The organism is Micromonospora sp. NPDC006431, assembly GCF_042870725.1.
Lineage (GTDB): Bacteria > Actinomycetota > Actinomycetes > Mycobacteriales > Micromonosporaceae > Micromonospora.
In genome coordinates, this window is sequence record NZ_JBIAHQ010000017.1 from 1 (window position 1) to 14,410 (window position 14,410).

The following is a 14,410-nucleotide window of genomic DNA, read 5'->3' on the forward strand; positions in this document are numbered from 1 at the left end:
GCGGGAAAGGTCTCTCACCCCTCCTCGATCAATCAGCGCTACATGGCGCACAGCTCCGCCGCGAAGAAACTCGCCGCGGACTTCAGGATCTGGTTGGCCCGCCGCAGCTCACGATTCTCCCGTTCCAACGCGGCGAGGCGTTCGGCGTCGCTGCTGGTGGTGCCCGGACGGTCACCGGCGTCGGTCTCGGCCTTCTTCACCCACGTGCGCAACGCCTCCGGGTGAACCCCGAGCTGACCGGCGATCCGACGGATCGCTCCGACCGCGCTGGCCGGATCCCGGCGGGCCTCGACCGCCAACCGGGTCGCACGCTCACGCAGCTCATCGTTGTACTTCTTCGGTGCGGGCATCGCTGGTGTTCCTCCCAGGTTTCGATGTCTCCATCAAACCCGGTGCGGGACAGAGCCTGCCCGGCCCAATGCTGATGCATGTGCGACAGCAGTTGGGCGTGTGCGATGGGGTCGGCTCCTGGTTGCCATGAGGAGAGGTCTTCGAGGACCAGTGCCGTGCCTTCCGGGGTGATCTCGGAGTGAAGGCAGGTAGGCACTCGGACGCCCACGACCGGCGCGATCTCGCGATAGAAGCGCACCTCGGCACGGAACATGTCCAGGACCTCGGGAATCGAGCCTGGCTCTGGTATGCCGCGACGCTTCACAAACCCGTGCACGGCGCTCATGTTACGAGAACTGCCCGGAACAGGCTGACCGTGCGACATTCCGGTGACTACCGCTCCAGGGCCGCGGCGAGAGGAGGCCTTCGACAGCAACGGTGACAGACATCCGGCCCGGACGAGGACAGCCGCCAGCGGCCGAGCGTGGTTCATAGCCGGAGGTCTACACGACCCAGCTCACCCTACGGTCGCGATTGCCGCGATGGCGGCATGTGGCCGATGAGCGCCTTCGCTGGGCCGCTGCAGACGCTCAACTTCCGTGAAGCCGGCTCGCGCCAGTCGTTCGCAGAACTCGTCAACGGGCCAGCGATAGGCGGTCACGACCTTGTGGTCGAAGGCGGCGACCTCGTCACCTACGAAGAGACCAAGCACTAACGTCCCGGCCGGGGCCATTACTCGCCGGAACTCAGCGAGCACGCCGTCGAGATCTTCCGGCGGCAGATGGATCAACGAGCCCCAGGCCAGGATGCCGGCGATGGAGTGGTTGGCGACGGCGAGATTTTCCATCGACCCGAGCTGGTACCTACCGTTCGGGTGGGCTGCCCGCGCATGGGCGATGAACTCGGGGACCATGTCGATTCCCATTGCGTCGACACCCAACGAGCGGAGGTAATCGGTGATATGGCCGGGCCCGCAGCCCAGATCGAGCACCGTGCCAGGTCGGCCCGCCAGGTGTCGCCCGACAAAGGCGAGGTCGTCGGCGTGTACCTGCTGGCTTGTACCGAAGAGCTCGATGTAGAGCTCTGCGACGGACGCATATGCCTGCCGGACCTGCTCCATCTTCACCCCGTGACTATATGAGCTCTCGGATTGGCAGAGCAGGGCCGGGCCAGCGCTGGGTTGTTCCTCGCTCGGCCCAGCGCCTCTACATGCTTGCCGTTGGCGTCGGCCCGCTCGTGGGCGGGTGCCGCGGGGGCCGGCCATCCACTCAGCGACCGGGGCCAGGTCGCCGGTCGGCCGCCGGTCGAACTGCCGATGTGCGGACGGGTTGGCTGGGGCCGAATCGTGCTTCCTCGGGTTCGCTGGGCGGTCAGCGAGGTGTTGGGCTCTTCGTGGCCAGGGCCGCGATGGATGCCGTCATGTCCTGGACAAAGGCATCTCTGGTTGGAGCAGCAACCCGGTCCAGAGAAAGGTAGGGGTTCAGGTCCTCAAGTTCGACGAGTAGGAGTTCGCCGGTTCGTGTGCGACAGGCGTCGACGCGCTGAATGCCGTGGCTGATGTCGTTCCAGTCGATGAACCGCTGAGCGAACGCCAAATCGGCATCGGTTGGTTCGTAGGGCTCGAGCAGCCACCGCTGGTCGGCATGAGGCGCGTACAACGCGTACTGGAAGGTGCGGTCGACGAAGTAGAAGGAGACTTCGTACTCGAAATCGACACGTGGCTGGACCAGCAGGTTGTCGTAGGTCAGGTCCTGCAGTTGCTCGCGCTGAACGAACTGCAGACCAACGGAGTCAGCGCCGAACTTTGGCTTGGCCGCGTACTGGGTGGCCGGTGGCAGGCGTTCGATGTCCTGCAACCGGTCAACGGTCGGGATGACGGGGTAGCCGGCTCCGTACAGATCCAGCAGGTACTGCTTGCCGGCCATGTCGGCCTTGCCGGTCAACTCGGTAAAGACTCGCACACCCGTCTGCCGCGCACGAGCGCGGAACTCGTCGTGATGATCCTGGTAGTACAGGACGGGGCCGCTGTTGCGAACCACGACCACATCAAAGGAATCCATCAACTCAACTGCATCGATCGGATGGCACAGGGCGATGTCGAAGTGCTCCCGCAGTTGGGTGGACAAGAAGATGTCCTCGTCGCAGTAGCGGCGCCCGCGCGCCTCGTATGCCAGATCGGTGACGTAAAGGACGCGGGTTCTACGGGGCGGCACGGCGGTTCTCCTGTTGGTCGGGCGTGGGTGCAGTCTCGCCGGATCCGGCGCGAAGGAGTCTAGGTGGCCCCCTGCGGCCTCGACCTGCCGCACGCTCGCCGCACTCATCCAGCCGCGAACCGCTCGTCACCAACGGTGACGGGCCCCCTCTTGCCCACCATCCCGGCCAATGACGGTGCGTTCGATCTTGGCAGGGGAGCTACCGCTGGCCGGCGTACGCGGTCGATCTCTCCGACCTGGGCTGGTGCTGCCGGCGAGGCTGGCTTCAGTTAGCGTTGTCGAGCACGAACGCCCGCATGAGCTTGGCGCATTCGGCCGCGTGCGTCTCCAACAAGAAGTGCCCGCCGTCGTAGATGTGCGCGTCCATGCGCTCGAGGGCGCGGTGGTAGGCGAGGACCTCGTCAACGTCGAAGTACGCGTCGCGCCGTCCCCACAGCACGAGCGCCGGCGGCTGGTGAGCCCGGTGGTACTCGGCGATCTCATCGAAGCGGGCGACGTGGCTGGCGTAGTCGCTGAAGAGCGCGAACTGCGCGTCGATGTTGCCGGGCCGGCTCATGCGCTCCCAGTCGAGGTGCCACGACTCGGGAGGGTGCAGCGTGCGCAGGTACTCGGGCAGCCCGGCGAGGTACTGGTCACGGGTGCCAGCGAAGTTCAACCAGTCCGGCAGCTCGGCGCGCTTGGCGTCGGTCGGGTCGGCCCAGTACGCCTTGGCGCTGTCCCACTGCTCGCCGAGGCCGTCCTCGTGCGCGTTGCCACTCTGGACGATAAGGCCGCGGATGCGACTCGGGGCGCGGGTGGCCAGGTGGTATCCCACCGGTGCGCCGAAGTCGTGCAGGTAGACGAAGAAGCGCTCGACCCCAAGCTGGTCGAGTAGGTTCTCGATCGCCCGTGAGAGGTTCTCGAAGGTGTAGTCGTACTTGTCGACGGTTGGCGACGAGGACATGCCGAAGCCGGGAAGATCAGGCGCCACCACGTACGCGACCTCGGCCAGTGTGGGCATGACCTCCCGGAATGTGTGCGACGAACTCGGGAACCCGTGCAGCAGCAGTACGGTCGATCGGCCGGGGCGCCCGGCCTCGCGGAAAAACATCTCCAGACCGTTGACGTCGGCCTGTCGATGGCGGACCTTCTGGATCGCCTGCATTGCGTCCTCCTCCTCTTCCTACGTCGGTTAGCGAGGGTCCCCGCGCAACCACCCTCAAGCTGACCGAACTGGGCATGGCAGGGATTCGGTGTTCGCTTGCCGACCGCTACCCACTGTCACCCCCAACGGATCAAGCCAACGCCCGGGCGTGCGGAAGAGGGGATGCTGAACTCACCGACTGCACCGCCGGGACCGGGCGGCTATCCGAAGCGGTCAGCCAGCTTCGTCAGCTTGGTGACGTACGCCGGCCAGTCATAGCCGTGAGGGATGTTGGTGTTCTCCCGCCGCAGGCCGATCGCCGTGTCGTGCTGCTCGCGCATGATGTCGGCGTGACCGGCGTGACGAGCGAGGTCGCAGGTCACGTGGACGATGATCCTTTGCAGCGTCACGGCCTGTCTACCTGGCCGCCACCACGGCACCCGCCCCGGCGCGTCGAGCGGTAGCTGTTCGATCGTCTGGTCCGCGAACACCCCGACACGGCGATACAGGTCGATCAGCCCGTCCTTCGTCTCCTCCTCCCGCGCGTACCAGTCTGCCTGCGGGTCCTCCTCGAACGCCTGCATGGGGACCAGTTCCTCAGGCGTCGGGAATTCGCGCCCGAAGGTAGGCCCGAAGTAGCCGGCTTCGACATTGAGGCAGTGCTTGAGGACTCCCAGCAGGTTGTTGCCGGTCGTGGTGCGGGGCAGTCTGGCTTCGCGTTCGCTCAGCCCGTCGAGCTTCCAGATCAGGTCTTCGCGGGCCGCCTGGAGGTAGTGGCGTAGCGCAGCCTTCGCATCGTCCAAGTCAGCCATGCCCGCCAGTCTTCCTTATGCGCCGAGCCATCGTGCGAGGTGCCGTCTGCAAGATCAGCGCCCGGCTGGAGCGGTCGGCATCCTGATCTAGCCGCAGACCGAGCCGTATCAGTCGGTGCCAATCGCGGTCAGGATCTGCATGGCGTGGTGTTCCCTGTCGGCGAGTTCGGTGAGGATTGCCGAGGCGCGGGTCAGGTGGTCTGGGTCGGCGGTTTCTCCGGCGGCCGTGATGTAGTGAGAGACCTCGGTCCATAACGGGGCGATCTCGGCGTACAGCTGGTGACCGAGGCGGAGGTTGTCGTCGTCGACGATCGTGGCGCATTCGGCGAGGAAGTCGCGATACATGTTGCGAAACAGGGCGCCGCCGGTCCCGCCGCGTTCCATCAGCGCCGCGGCCAGCGGGAGGTCGCGGGACGGGTCGCTTGAGCGGTCGAGCCACCGCGCCACCTGTCGGGCTGCCTTGGCGATGCCGCGGTGACCGAGGTTGGCGATGGGTGGGTTGAGGAAGGCGTGTGCGTTGTTGCGGATGGCCGCCCGGATGGCGTCGCCCAGATCGTGCTGGCCGGTGGGGTTGGCGATGGTGTAGGAGAGGTTGCGGGCGGTCATCGGTCCGCGTTCGTCGCGGGCCCGTTCCAGGCTCGTCAGCGTGGTCGTCACGGTGCCGCCCTGCTGGGCGGTGTCGATGAGGTAGGCGTGGGTGTCGTCGTAGCCGTACATCGCGGCGAAGTGGCCCCCGAAGTGGACTTTCGTGGTGAAGTAGTCCAGGTGGTAGCAGTCCAGTTGCAGGCCGACCGGGCGTCCGGCGGTGAGGGCGGCGGCGACGTTCTGCCAGGCCTTTCGAGGCGAGGCGGTCTCCTGGATGTGCAGCGTCAGGCCCAGCCGATCGGCCAGGGTCCGGGTGATCGCGGTCGGCTTGGTGCGGCCGCCGAGGAATGGAAAGTCCATGTTCTTGGCGTCCCAGTAGACGAAGCCCAGACCCTCGCCGAGGCCGAACAGCATGGGCTCGGACAGGTCGAGGCCCTCGTGGCGCAGCAGGGCGCCGAGCGTGGTGGTCTCGCAGTGCTGACCGGCGGGGAACGCCACATTATCGATGATCATTCGGTGTCCTGATCTGCTGGTCGGGCGGGCCGGACGGGGGTCGGACCGGCCAGGCGATCTCCGTGCGGAGCGCGGCCGCGGGTACGCCGGGCGCGGGCGGGACGAGATAGCGCTCCTCTGCCGGGCCCGCCAGCACCCGGTCCTGCTCGGCGATCCAGCGCCCCAGGGACCGGTAGGCGGTCTCAAGGTCGTCGTAGCCACCCTCGTGGACGGTCGCGGCGAGCAGGCAGCCCGCCAGTTCCCCGGCCGCGATCGTCGCGGTCGGCCGGGGTGGTCGCCCCACCGGCACGAACACCTCCACCTCCAACTCCGCCGCGTCGAGGTCGTCGCTGAGGTAGCGGATCCCGGCCGGACCCGCCGGGGCGATCCCCTGCGCGGCGAGGCCGGCGAACAGCCGCGCGAACCCGGGCGCGAGCGCCTCGGCCAGCCCGCTCAGCGGGGTACGCACCAGCACGCGGGCGGTGGGCTGGGCGGGGCGCCACCGTTCGTACCCGTGCAGCCAGCCCGGCACGCGCCCCGGCTCGGCCAGCACGGCCCCCAACTGCCCGGCGATTTCATCCAGCCGGGCCGCCCGCGCGGCCACGCGTTCCCGGTGCCGCTCGATAACGGCGCGTGCCTGCTCCGGGGTGTCGGCCACCAGGATCTCGGCGATCTCGGGCAACGGCACCTCCAGCTCTCGTAGCCGTCGGATCAGCCCCGCCCGGGGGAACTGGTCGACGCTGTACCGGCGGTAGCCGGTACCCGGATCGACCCACGCCGGGACGAGCAGACCCAGCCGGTCGTAGTTGCGCAGCGCTCGAACGGACAACCGGGTCGCTCGCGCGAACACTCCGATCGGCATCAGCCCCGTCACCAGCGCCTCCAACAGCCTCGGCTCTCTCCCTGGGAGAGGGTCAACCCCGGCGCGGTCCTGCCGCGCCGCACCTGGAGGAAATCATCGTGGAACAGGTGCTGCCGTCCGCAGGGTCCCACCCGCTTGCGGACCATTGCTCCGGCCGCGTGATCCGAGACGCAGGTCCGTCTGTCATGATCGAGGACATGGCTGACTCGTCGACTGATTGACCTCAACGGTGGATGTCGAACGAACCCACCCTCTCGACGAGCCAGGTCACATCGGCGCCGCTCGGAACCTCGACCGGCGCGGATCCTCGGCAGAAGACTCGCGCGCCCGCGGCTACGCCATCGAGCCGCATGGCACCGTCGCTCACCCGCAGCCAGGTGCCCTCGCGCATGGCGAGCGCCGGGACGTCGTTCTCCTCGAGGAACTGGGTGAGCCGCTCCTCCCGGGTCTCGCCCTGGTGCGTCGAGGCCGGATCCGGGTCGAGGTAGTGGGGGTTGATCTGGAAGGGCACGAGGCCGAAGGTCTGGAACGACGGCGGCTGGACGATGGGCATGTCGTTTGTCGTGCGCAGGCTCGGCGTCGCGACGTTGGTGCCGGCACTCGAGCCGAGGTAGGGCATCCCCTCGGCGACCCGGGCGCGTACGACGTCGATCAGGCCGAGCTCGTGGATCGCCTTGACGAGGCGGAAGGTGTTGCCGCCGCCGACGAAGACGGCCTCGGCACCGGCGACCAGGTCGTGCGGCGTGCCCTCGTGTGCTCCGCGGACGGTGATGCCCAGCGGCTCCATGGCACCACGGACCGTCTTGGTGTAGGCGTCGTGGTCCGCCAGCGCGAACGGGACGAACACGATGGAGCGCAGGCCGTCGAGTGTCTCGAGGATCGCCTCGCGTGCGTGCTCGAGGTACGTCCGCCCGGGGGCCGTCGAGTTGGACAGGAGCAGGAGGTTCTGGTGGCCCTGGGGCATGGGTGTCTCCTCGCGGTGGTCGGTCTGGCTCAATGGCGCGGCGCTCAGTGGGCTCGGGTCGGCTCGGTCTGCCGGGCTACGGCGGCCGAGTTCGCCCGGTTGTCGAGCAGGGCGGACAGTTGCTCCGCCGCGGCCTGCAGGGCAGGCAGGTGGTCTCGGATGTCGTCGGAACGCGCCGGATACTTGCTCTCGCCGAGACTGAGCGAGCCGACGGGCCGCCCTCTGAGCATGATGGGAACGGCGAGCGCCCGGGTGGCGTAGTCGTATTCGCCCTCGGAGTAGGCGTACCCCTGCGCGACGGCCTCGACGAAGAGTCGTTCGAGCTCATGCTCGTCGACCCTTGTCAGCTCGGTGAATGTCGCGAAGACCCGCCCCGAGATGAGGGCACGCCGCTCGTTGCCGTCAAGGAAGGCGAAGTAGCCGCGGGAGGTGGCTCCCGCGTTGGCCGGGTACAGCTCGCCGACGAGCGGATGGCTGCGCAGCGGTCCGCCGCCGTCGACGGCCGCGACGCACCGGACGTGGAGCCCGTCCGGGACGGCGAAGAGGGCCGTGCGATCGGTCTGGAAGGCGAGCGGCTCCAGCACCCGGTGTGCCAGGGCGGCCAGGCCCCCCGTGCGCTCCCACAGGGCGGCCATTCGCCACATCGTTGGGCCGAGGCTGTAGCGCCGGGAGACCGGATCGGCGCTGAGGAAGCCGCGGGCGGCGAGTGCGGCGAGGATGCGCTGCGCGGTCGACTTGTCGATGGCGAAGGCCTCGGCAAGCTCCATGACGCCCCAGTCGCGGCGCCGCTCGGTGAACGACAGCAGGACCTCCAGGGCGCGGTCCACGGTCTGGAGCGGCGAGCGGGGGCGAGCGCCCGTGTCTGACATGGGTCCTCCGGGATGGGCGGGACGGGTGAGAACCTACCGCACCCGGACCCAATCAGGGACGCCCTCTCAAATACAGAGAAAGTATTGCTCAGGGATGACGGGCGAGCGAATCCTGGGCGCCGAGACCAGGTCAGACCCAACGAAGCGCAGATTGGAGGTGGCTGTGAACCACGTGGTGCGACGAGTCCTCGCGATGATCCCGGCACTCTTCGGCGTCGTGCTCTGCATCTTCCTGCTCACCCGCGTCCTGCCCGGCGACCCGGCCCGGACTCTCGCCGGGGAGCAGGCTGACCCGGCGACCGTCGACAAGATCCGTGCCGAGATGGGCCTCGACCAGCCGCTGGTCGCTCAGTTCATCTCCTACGTGCGCGGCCTCTTCGCCGGAGACTTCGGATTCGCGTGGCACACCGGCCAGCCCGTCCTCGCGGACTTCGCCTCCCGGCTGCCGGCGACGGTCGAACTCGCCATCGTGGCGATCCTCATCTCGCTGCTCCTGGGGGTCCCCATCGGTGTCATCAGCGCGACGCGCCGCGACCGGCCGATCGACCACGCCAGCCGCATCTTCTCGCTGATCGGGGCGTCGATGCCGCTCTTCTGGCTCGCCCTCATCGTGATCTTCGTCTTCTACAACAAGCTCGGGTGGGAGCCGGCCCCGCTGGGCCGCATCGCCCAGGACGTGAACCCACCGACGTCGATCACGGGCCTCTATGTCCTCGACTCGCTCCTGACCGGCGACCTGGTCGCGCTGAAGTCGTCGCTGGCCCACATAATCTGGCCGGCCCTGTGCCTCGCCACCGGGAGCACGGCGATCATCGCCCGGATGACCCGGTCCGAGATGCTCGAGGTGATCAACCAGGACTACGTGCGCACCGCTCGCTCCAAAGGCCTGCCGCCGGCCAAGGTCATCCTCAAGCACGCGCTGAAGAACGCCGCCCCTGTCGTCGTGACCGTCGTCGGGCTCCAGTTCGGCCAACTCCTCGGCGGCGCGGTCATCACCGAGACCGTCTTCAGCTGGCCGGGCGTCGGCTTCTATGTCGTCCAGTCCGTGCTCGCCACCGACTATGCGCCGGTCCAGGCCTTCACGCTGCTCGCCGCGGCCATCTACCTGACGGTCAACCTCTGCGTCGATCTGTTCAACGCCCGACTGGACCCGAGGATCGAGAATGCCTGACACCACCGTCTCCGCCTCTGCGAGCGGCGTCCGGGCCGCGTCGTCCGACCGGGCGGGGTCGAGGCCCACGACGGCCTGGCGCCTGCTGGTCCGCAACCGCCTGGCGATGGTCGGCCTCGTCTTCATCGCGATCTGGACCATCGGCGCTCTCGTGGCCGGCCTGCTGCCGTACTCGCCCACCGCGACCGGAGCTGGAGGCCTCCTCGAGCCGCCCTCCGCCGCGCACCTGTTCGGCACGGACAACTTCGGCCGCGACATCCTCGCCCGGGTGCTCGCCGGCGGGCGGATCTCTCTCTGGACCGGGCTCATCGCCGTCGGGATCTCGCTGCTCATCGGTGTCCCGATCGGCGCCATCTCCGGCTTCCTCGGCGGCGTGGTGGGTGCGGTGCTCATGCGGGTGATGGATGTGCTGCTCGCCTTCCCGTCGCTCGTGCTGGCCATGGCGATCGCCGCCGCCCTCGGCCCGGGCCTGGCCAGCGCGATGATCGCCGTGGGCGTCGTCGGCATCCCCGAGTTCGCCCGCATCGTCTACAGCCAGACCCGCTCGCTCCGGGAGCGTGACTTCGTCGAGGCGGGGCGCGCCATCGGCCTGCGTGACCGGACGATCCTCATCCGTCACATCGTCCCGAACACCGTTGCCCCGATCCTCGTCCGGGCGACTCTCGGCATGGGCTACGCGATCCTCACGGCCGCCTCGCTCAGCTTCATCGGCCTCGGCGCGCAGCCGCCGACGGCGGAGTGGGGCGTCATGATCTCGGACGGCCGTGGCTACATCATCAGCGGCGAGTGGTGGATGACCGTCTTCCCCGGCATCGCCATCGCCACCTCGATTCTCGGCTTCAACCTCGTCGGCGACGGCCTACGCGACGTCCTCGACCCGCGCCTGCGGACGAGCCGATGACCCGGTTCGTATCTGCGACGGGCGCCAGCCCATCCACTCCCTTCCATCGCATCTTCCCCCACCCGTACATGAAGGAGAACAGCGTGAAGCGCAGCGCCACCCTGGCCGCCGCGGTTGCCGTCATGTTCGCCGCAGCCGGCTGTGGAGCCAACGCCAACCAGGGCGGCTCCTCGCGTGCCGGTGCGGCTGGCAAGGACACCCTCGTCGCCGCCTACTCCGAGGGCGGCAAGACCCTCAACCCGGCCGAGGCCAACGACGTCACCTCCGACACGTTCGTCGTGGCGGCCTACGACCAGCTCGTCACGTACGACCGCACGACGACGAACGGCAAGCCGACCGCCAAGACGGACAAGATCGTGCCGATGCTCGCGGAGTCGTGGAAGGTGGGCGACGACTCGAAGAGCTACACCTTCACGCTGCGCCAGGGCGTGAAGTTCGAGGACGGCTCGGCCCTCGACTCCGACGACGTCGTCAAGTCGTTCGACTTCATCAAGAAGTCCAAGTCGGCGAGCTTCCTCTACGGCATGGCCGGCATCGGCACGGTGACGGCGACCGATGCGCGCACCGTGAAGATCGACCTCACCGCGCCGAACCACCTCTTCCTCCAGATCCTGCCGATGTACTCGTTCTCGATCATCAACATCGACAAGGTCAACGCCGAGGGTGGCGCCGCCTGGCTCGACACCCACACCGCGGGCTCCGGCCCTTACCGGGTGACGAAGTGGGACCCGGCGACCGAGGCCGTGCTCGAGCGCAATGACACGTACTGGGGCGAGAAGCCGGCCCTGCGCAAGGTCAACACGAAGTTCATCGGCGAGGCGAGCAACCGCGTCCAGCTCCTCACCAAGGGCGAGGTCGACCTCGCGCTCGAGGTGCCGGCGAAGGACGTCGACACCCTGTCGAAGCAGTCCGGCGTCGCCATCGACTCCCGCGCCAGCAACAAGATCCTCTTCTTCGGGATGAACAACGCCATCAAGCCGTTCGACAGCCCGAAGGTCCGCCAGGCCGTGTCGTACGCGATCCCGTACGACAAGCTCATCAGCGACGTCATGAAGGGCCAGGCGTCGTCGATGCGCTCGTCCGTGGCCAGCTCGACCCCGGGCTTCTCCGACGCCGGCTACGGCTACTCGCACAACCTCGACAAGGCCAAGGCGCTCCTCGCGGAGGCCGGCTACCCCAACGGCTTCAGCTTCGACTTCACCCTCGGCAGCGGCTTCGACGACTGGTCGGACGACGCCGTGCTCATCCAGGCCGAGCTGGCGAAGATCGGCGTGACGATGAACATCCACAAGATGGCGCGTCCGCAGTTCCTCGAGGCGCTCGCGACGAAGAAGGTGCAGAGCTACATCAGCCGCTGGACCTCGTTCGTCAACGACCCGGGCTACCACCTCGGCCTCCTGCTGACCAGCGACGGCACGAGCAACTACGTCAACTTCAACAACCCTGAGGTCGACAAGCTCTGGAAGCAGGCCTCGACCGAGCCGGACCAGAACGTCCGCAACGATCTGTACGGCAAGGCGCAGGAGATCATCAACACTCAGGCGCCGTGGGCGTACCTGTACGAGTACAACATCGTCGTCGCGGAGCGCGCGGGCGTGCAGGGGTACACGTCGTACCCCGACGGGATCATCCGCTTCTTCCAGTTGAGCAACAAGGGCTGACGCCGAGCAGGGGAGGCGCGCCGCTGGGCCCGCTGCCATCCCGACGCGCGGCCAGCGGCCGCCTCCCCGCGCACCATCACGAATCCGACGCCCCGCACACGAAACGACACTTGGAGCCTGACGTGGCCACGCAATCCTCCGACTGGGAGACCCGCGTCCTCGACGAGATCGAGCGCACCCGGGACGAACTGCTGACGCTCGCCGGAGACCTCATCCGGATCCCGAGCGAGAACCCCCCGGGGGACTGCACGGAAGTCGGCACCTTCATCGCCGACCATCTGCGCGCCGAGGGCCTCGACCCCGAGGTCCACGACGCGGGCGATGGTCGCCTCAGCATCGTCGTCCACCGTGCCGCGAGCAACGCCGCGGTGGGCGGCGACCCCACGACGGCGCGCCACCTCGTGCTCGCCGGCCACACCGACGTCGTTCCCGTCGGTGACCTCAGCCGCTGGACTTTCCCGCCCTTCGCAGGTGACGTCGTCGACGGTTACCTGCGCGGTCGCGGAGCGAGCGACATGAAGGCCGGTCTCGCCGGCGTCATCCACACGCTCGTCGTCCTCCACCGCCTCGGTGTCCCGCTGGCCGGGAGGCTGTCGCTCGCCGCGGTCCCCGACGAGGAGCAGGGCGGCTCACGCGGGGCGGACTGGCTCCTCGACCAGGGGGTCCTCGACGGCGCGACCGGCGCGATCATCGCCGAGCCCGCCGAGCGGACGCACCCGACGATCGGCCAGAAGGGCAGCAACTGGTTTCGCATGACGATCGACGGCAAGCCGGGGCACGGCAGCCTCCAGCCGCTGCACGGCGTCAGCGCGAACCTCCTCGCGGCCCGGGCCGTCGTCGCCCTGCAGCAGCTCTGGGACATGAAGCCGTCCGCGCCCGAGGACGTGCGCGACCTCATCGAGAGCTCGAAGACGTTCGCCGAGGAGCGCGAGGGCTACGCTCCCGGCATCGGTGCCGTCTTCGAGCACGTCACCGTCAACATCGGCACGATTCGCGGCGGCACGTCCTCCAACGTCGTCGCGGACCGGTGCGTCGTCGAGGTCGACACCCGCGTGCCGATCGGGTTGACGCGCGCCGAAGTCCTCGGCCGGGTCGACGAGCTGCTCGCCGAGGCGGGCGTCGAGGCGACGATCGAGCCGATCGGCTTCTGCAGCGAGCCGAACTGGACGCTGCCGAGCGACCCCATCGTCACCGAGCTCGTCGCGGCCCTGCGCGAATTGACGGGGGACCCCACCACCGAGGGCGTGCTCCAGTGGGCGTCCTCCGACGCCCGCACCTTCCGCAGCCACGGCATCCCCGTTCTCCAGTACGGGCCGGCCGAGCTGGCCACCATCCACGGCTTCGACGAGAAGGCACCAGTCGCCGACGTCGTCCTCGCCGCGAAGACCTACGCCCTGACCACCCTCCGGTACCTCGGCGTCGCCGAGACCGCTGTCGAAAGCGAATGATCGTGCTGTCCCACGTCCTTACGGCCCTCGACCTCCTCGACCGCCCCGACGCATCCGGTGATCTCGTCGCCGAGCACCTGGGTACCCTCGGCGACAGTGCCTGCTCGATCACCGTCGAGACGGTGGCGGGTGAGCTCGGTTCGACCGACTTCATCTGCGTCACCGTCCCGGGCAGCCGCGGCAAGACCGCCGGCGGCGACGCACCGACGCTCGGTGTCGTCGGGCGCCTCGGCGGCATCGGCGCCCGGCCGGAGCTGATCGGCTACGTGTCCGACGGCGACGGGGCGACCGCCGCCATCGCCGCGGCCGCCAAGCTCCTCGCGATGCACGCCCGCGGCGATGTCCTGCCCGGCGACGTCGTCATCTCGACGCACATCTGCCCCGACGCGCCGACCCGTCCACACGATCCCGTGCCCTTCATGGACTCGCCCGTCGACATCACCGCCATGAACGAGCACGAGGTCACCTCGGAGATGGACGCCGTCCTGTCCATCGACACCACGAAGGGCAACCGCCTCATCAACCACCGTGGCATCGCCATCTCCCCGACGGTCCGCGCCGGCTACATCCTCCCCGCGAGCGCCGACCTCATCGGCGTCCTCGAGACCGTGTCGGGTGAGCCCGCCGTCGTCTTCCCGCTGTCGACGCAGGACATCACGCCGTACGGCAACGGCCTCTACCACCTCAACTCGATCCTCCAGCCGGCCGTCGCGACGGCCGCGCCCGTCGTCGGTGTCGCCATCACGACGGTGACGCCCGTGGCCGGCTGCGCGACCGGCGCGAGTCACGAGGTCGACATCGCCCTGGCCGCGCGCTTCGCCGTCGAGGTCGCCAAGGGCTTCACCGCGGGTGCCGTGTCCTTCCACGACGAGGCCCAGGCAGCGCTCCTCGAGAGCCTCTACGGCCCGGCCACCCACCTGCAGACGAGTGGGCAGGTCCCCGCGCACGCCTGAGCGGGCGAGCGAGACCGAGCCCAGCG

The 14,410-nt window shown here is 68.5% G+C and carries 13 protein-coding genes and 1 pseudogene; 5 read left to right on the forward strand and 9 right to left on the reverse strand.

Annotation, left to right across the window (positions count from 1 at the left end; translation table 11 throughout):
* Positions 1-62 precede the first annotated feature (62 nt).
* From ACFYM6_RS25190 to ACFYM6_RS25230, 9 genes and pseudogenes are all read right to left on the reverse strand, one after another.
* Positions 63-350, reverse strand: a pseudogene (locus ACFYM6_RS25190) (transposase); the annotation flags it as partial.
* 497 nt (positions 351-847) lie between these two features.
* Positions 848-1,456: a class I SAM-dependent methyltransferase gene (locus ACFYM6_RS25195; RefSeq protein WP_387279276.1), complete on the reverse strand. Its 609-nt coding sequence runs from the start codon at positions 1,454-1,456 to the stop codon at positions 848-850.
* Positions 1,457-1,700: 244 nt separating this feature from the next.
* Positions 1,701-2,651, reverse strand: a complete 951-nt coding sequence (locus tag ACFYM6_RS25200; protein ID WP_387279278.1) for a hypothetical protein — start codon at positions 2,649-2,651, stop codon at positions 1,701-1,703.
* A gap of 157 nt (positions 2,652-2,808) precedes the next feature.
* Entirely contained in the window at positions 2,809-3,687 is an 879-nt protein-coding gene (locus tag ACFYM6_RS25205; protein ID WP_387279280.1) for an alpha/beta fold hydrolase, read from the reverse strand.
* Positions 3,688-3,887: 200 nt separating this feature from the next.
* Positions 3,888-4,478, reverse strand: coding sequence for a DinB family protein (locus ACFYM6_RS25210; RefSeq protein ID WP_387279282.1), 591 nt, complete (start codon positions 4,476-4,478; stop codon positions 3,888-3,890).
* A gap of 108 nt (positions 4,479-4,586) precedes the next feature.
* Positions 4,587-5,576, reverse strand: a complete 990-nt coding sequence (locus ACFYM6_RS25215; protein WP_387279284.1) for a BtrH N-terminal domain-containing protein — start codon at positions 5,574-5,576, stop codon at positions 4,587-4,589.
* Positions 5,563-6,429, reverse strand: coding sequence for a MerR family transcriptional regulator (locus ACFYM6_RS25220; RefSeq protein ID WP_387279286.1), 867 nt, complete (start codon positions 6,427-6,429; stop codon positions 5,563-5,565). The genes ACFYM6_RS25215 and ACFYM6_RS25220 overlap by 14 nt, the downstream gene beginning before the upstream one ends.
* 211 nt (positions 6,430-6,640) lie before the next feature.
* Entirely contained in the window at positions 6,641-7,381 is a 741-nt protein-coding gene (gene pepE / locus ACFYM6_RS25225) for a dipeptidase PepE (protein WP_387279288.1), read from the reverse strand.
* Between the two features lie 44 nt (positions 7,382-7,425).
* Positions 7,426-8,250 (reverse strand): IclR family transcriptional regulator, encoded by an 825-nt coding sequence (locus tag ACFYM6_RS25230; protein ID WP_387279289.1) that lies wholly within the window; start codon positions 8,248-8,250, stop codon positions 7,426-7,428.
* A 163-nt stretch (positions 8,251-8,413) separates the two neighbouring features.
* On the opposite strand from ACFYM6_RS25230, the gene ACFYM6_RS25235 reads away from it, so the two are divergent.
* The 5 genes from ACFYM6_RS25235 to ACFYM6_RS25255 all read left to right on the forward strand — a co-directional run bounded on the left by ACFYM6_RS25235 (position 8,414) and on the right by ACFYM6_RS25255 (position 14,384).
* Positions 8,414-9,421, forward strand: a complete 1,008-nt coding sequence (locus ACFYM6_RS25235; protein ID WP_357436442.1) for an ABC transporter permease — start codon at positions 8,414-8,416, stop codon at positions 9,419-9,421.
* Positions 9,414-10,322 (forward strand): ABC transporter permease, encoded by a 909-nt coding sequence (locus tag ACFYM6_RS25240; protein WP_387279291.1) that lies wholly within the window; start codon positions 9,414-9,416, stop codon positions 10,320-10,322. Before ACFYM6_RS25235 ends, ACFYM6_RS25240 begins: the two co-directional genes overlap by 8 nt.
* Before the next feature lie 83 nt (positions 10,323-10,405).
* A complete protein-coding gene (locus ACFYM6_RS25245) occupies positions 10,406-11,983 on the forward strand; it encodes an ABC transporter substrate-binding protein (RefSeq protein ID WP_387279293.1) in 1,578 nt (525 codons plus the stop codon).
* Between the two features lie 122 nt (positions 11,984-12,105).
* Complete coding sequence (locus tag ACFYM6_RS25250) at positions 12,106-13,431, forward strand: M20 family metallopeptidase (RefSeq protein ID WP_387279295.1); 1,326 nt, start codon at positions 12,106-12,108, stop codon at positions 13,429-13,431.
* On the forward strand, positions 13,428-14,384 hold the full coding sequence (locus tag ACFYM6_RS25255; protein ID WP_387279297.1) for a DUF1177 domain-containing protein: 957 nt from the start codon (positions 13,428-13,430) through the stop codon (positions 14,382-14,384). The genes ACFYM6_RS25250 and ACFYM6_RS25255 overlap by 4 nt, the downstream gene beginning before the upstream one ends.
* The last annotated feature ends 26 nt before the right edge of the window (positions 14,385-14,410 follow it).

Excerpts from the sequence above, each read along its gene's own strand:
- ACFYM6_RS25230 (WP_387279289.1), bottom strand. The coding sequence starts at position 8,250 with ATGTCAGACACGGGCGCTCGCCCCCGCTCGCCGCTCCAGACCGTGGAC.
- ACFYM6_RS25210 (WP_387279282.1), bottom strand. The coding sequence starts at position 4,478 with ATGGCTGACTTGGACGATGCGAAGGCTGCGCTACGCCACTACCTCCAG.
- pepE (WP_387279288.1), bottom strand. The coding sequence starts at position 7,381 with ATGCCCCAGGGCCACCAGAACCTCCTGCTCCTGTCCAACTCGACGGCC.
- ACFYM6_RS25240 (WP_387279291.1), top strand. The coding sequence starts at position 9,414 with ATGCCTGACACCACCGTCTCCGCCTCTGCGAGCGGCGTCCGGGCCGCG.
- ACFYM6_RS25205 (WP_387279280.1), bottom strand. The coding sequence starts at position 3,687 with ATGCAGGCGATCCAGAAGGTCCGCCATCGACAGGCCGACGTCAACGGT.
- ACFYM6_RS25255 (WP_387279297.1), top strand. The coding sequence starts at position 13,428 with ATGATCGTGCTGTCCCACGTCCTTACGGCCCTCGACCTCCTCGACCGC.
- ACFYM6_RS25215 (WP_387279284.1), bottom strand. The coding sequence starts at position 5,576 with ATGATCATCGATAATGTGGCGTTCCCCGCCGGTCAGCACTGCGAGACC.
- ACFYM6_RS25200 (WP_387279278.1), bottom strand. The coding sequence starts at position 2,651 with ATGAGTGCGGCGAGCGTGCGGCAGGTCGAGGCCGCAGGGGGCCACCTA.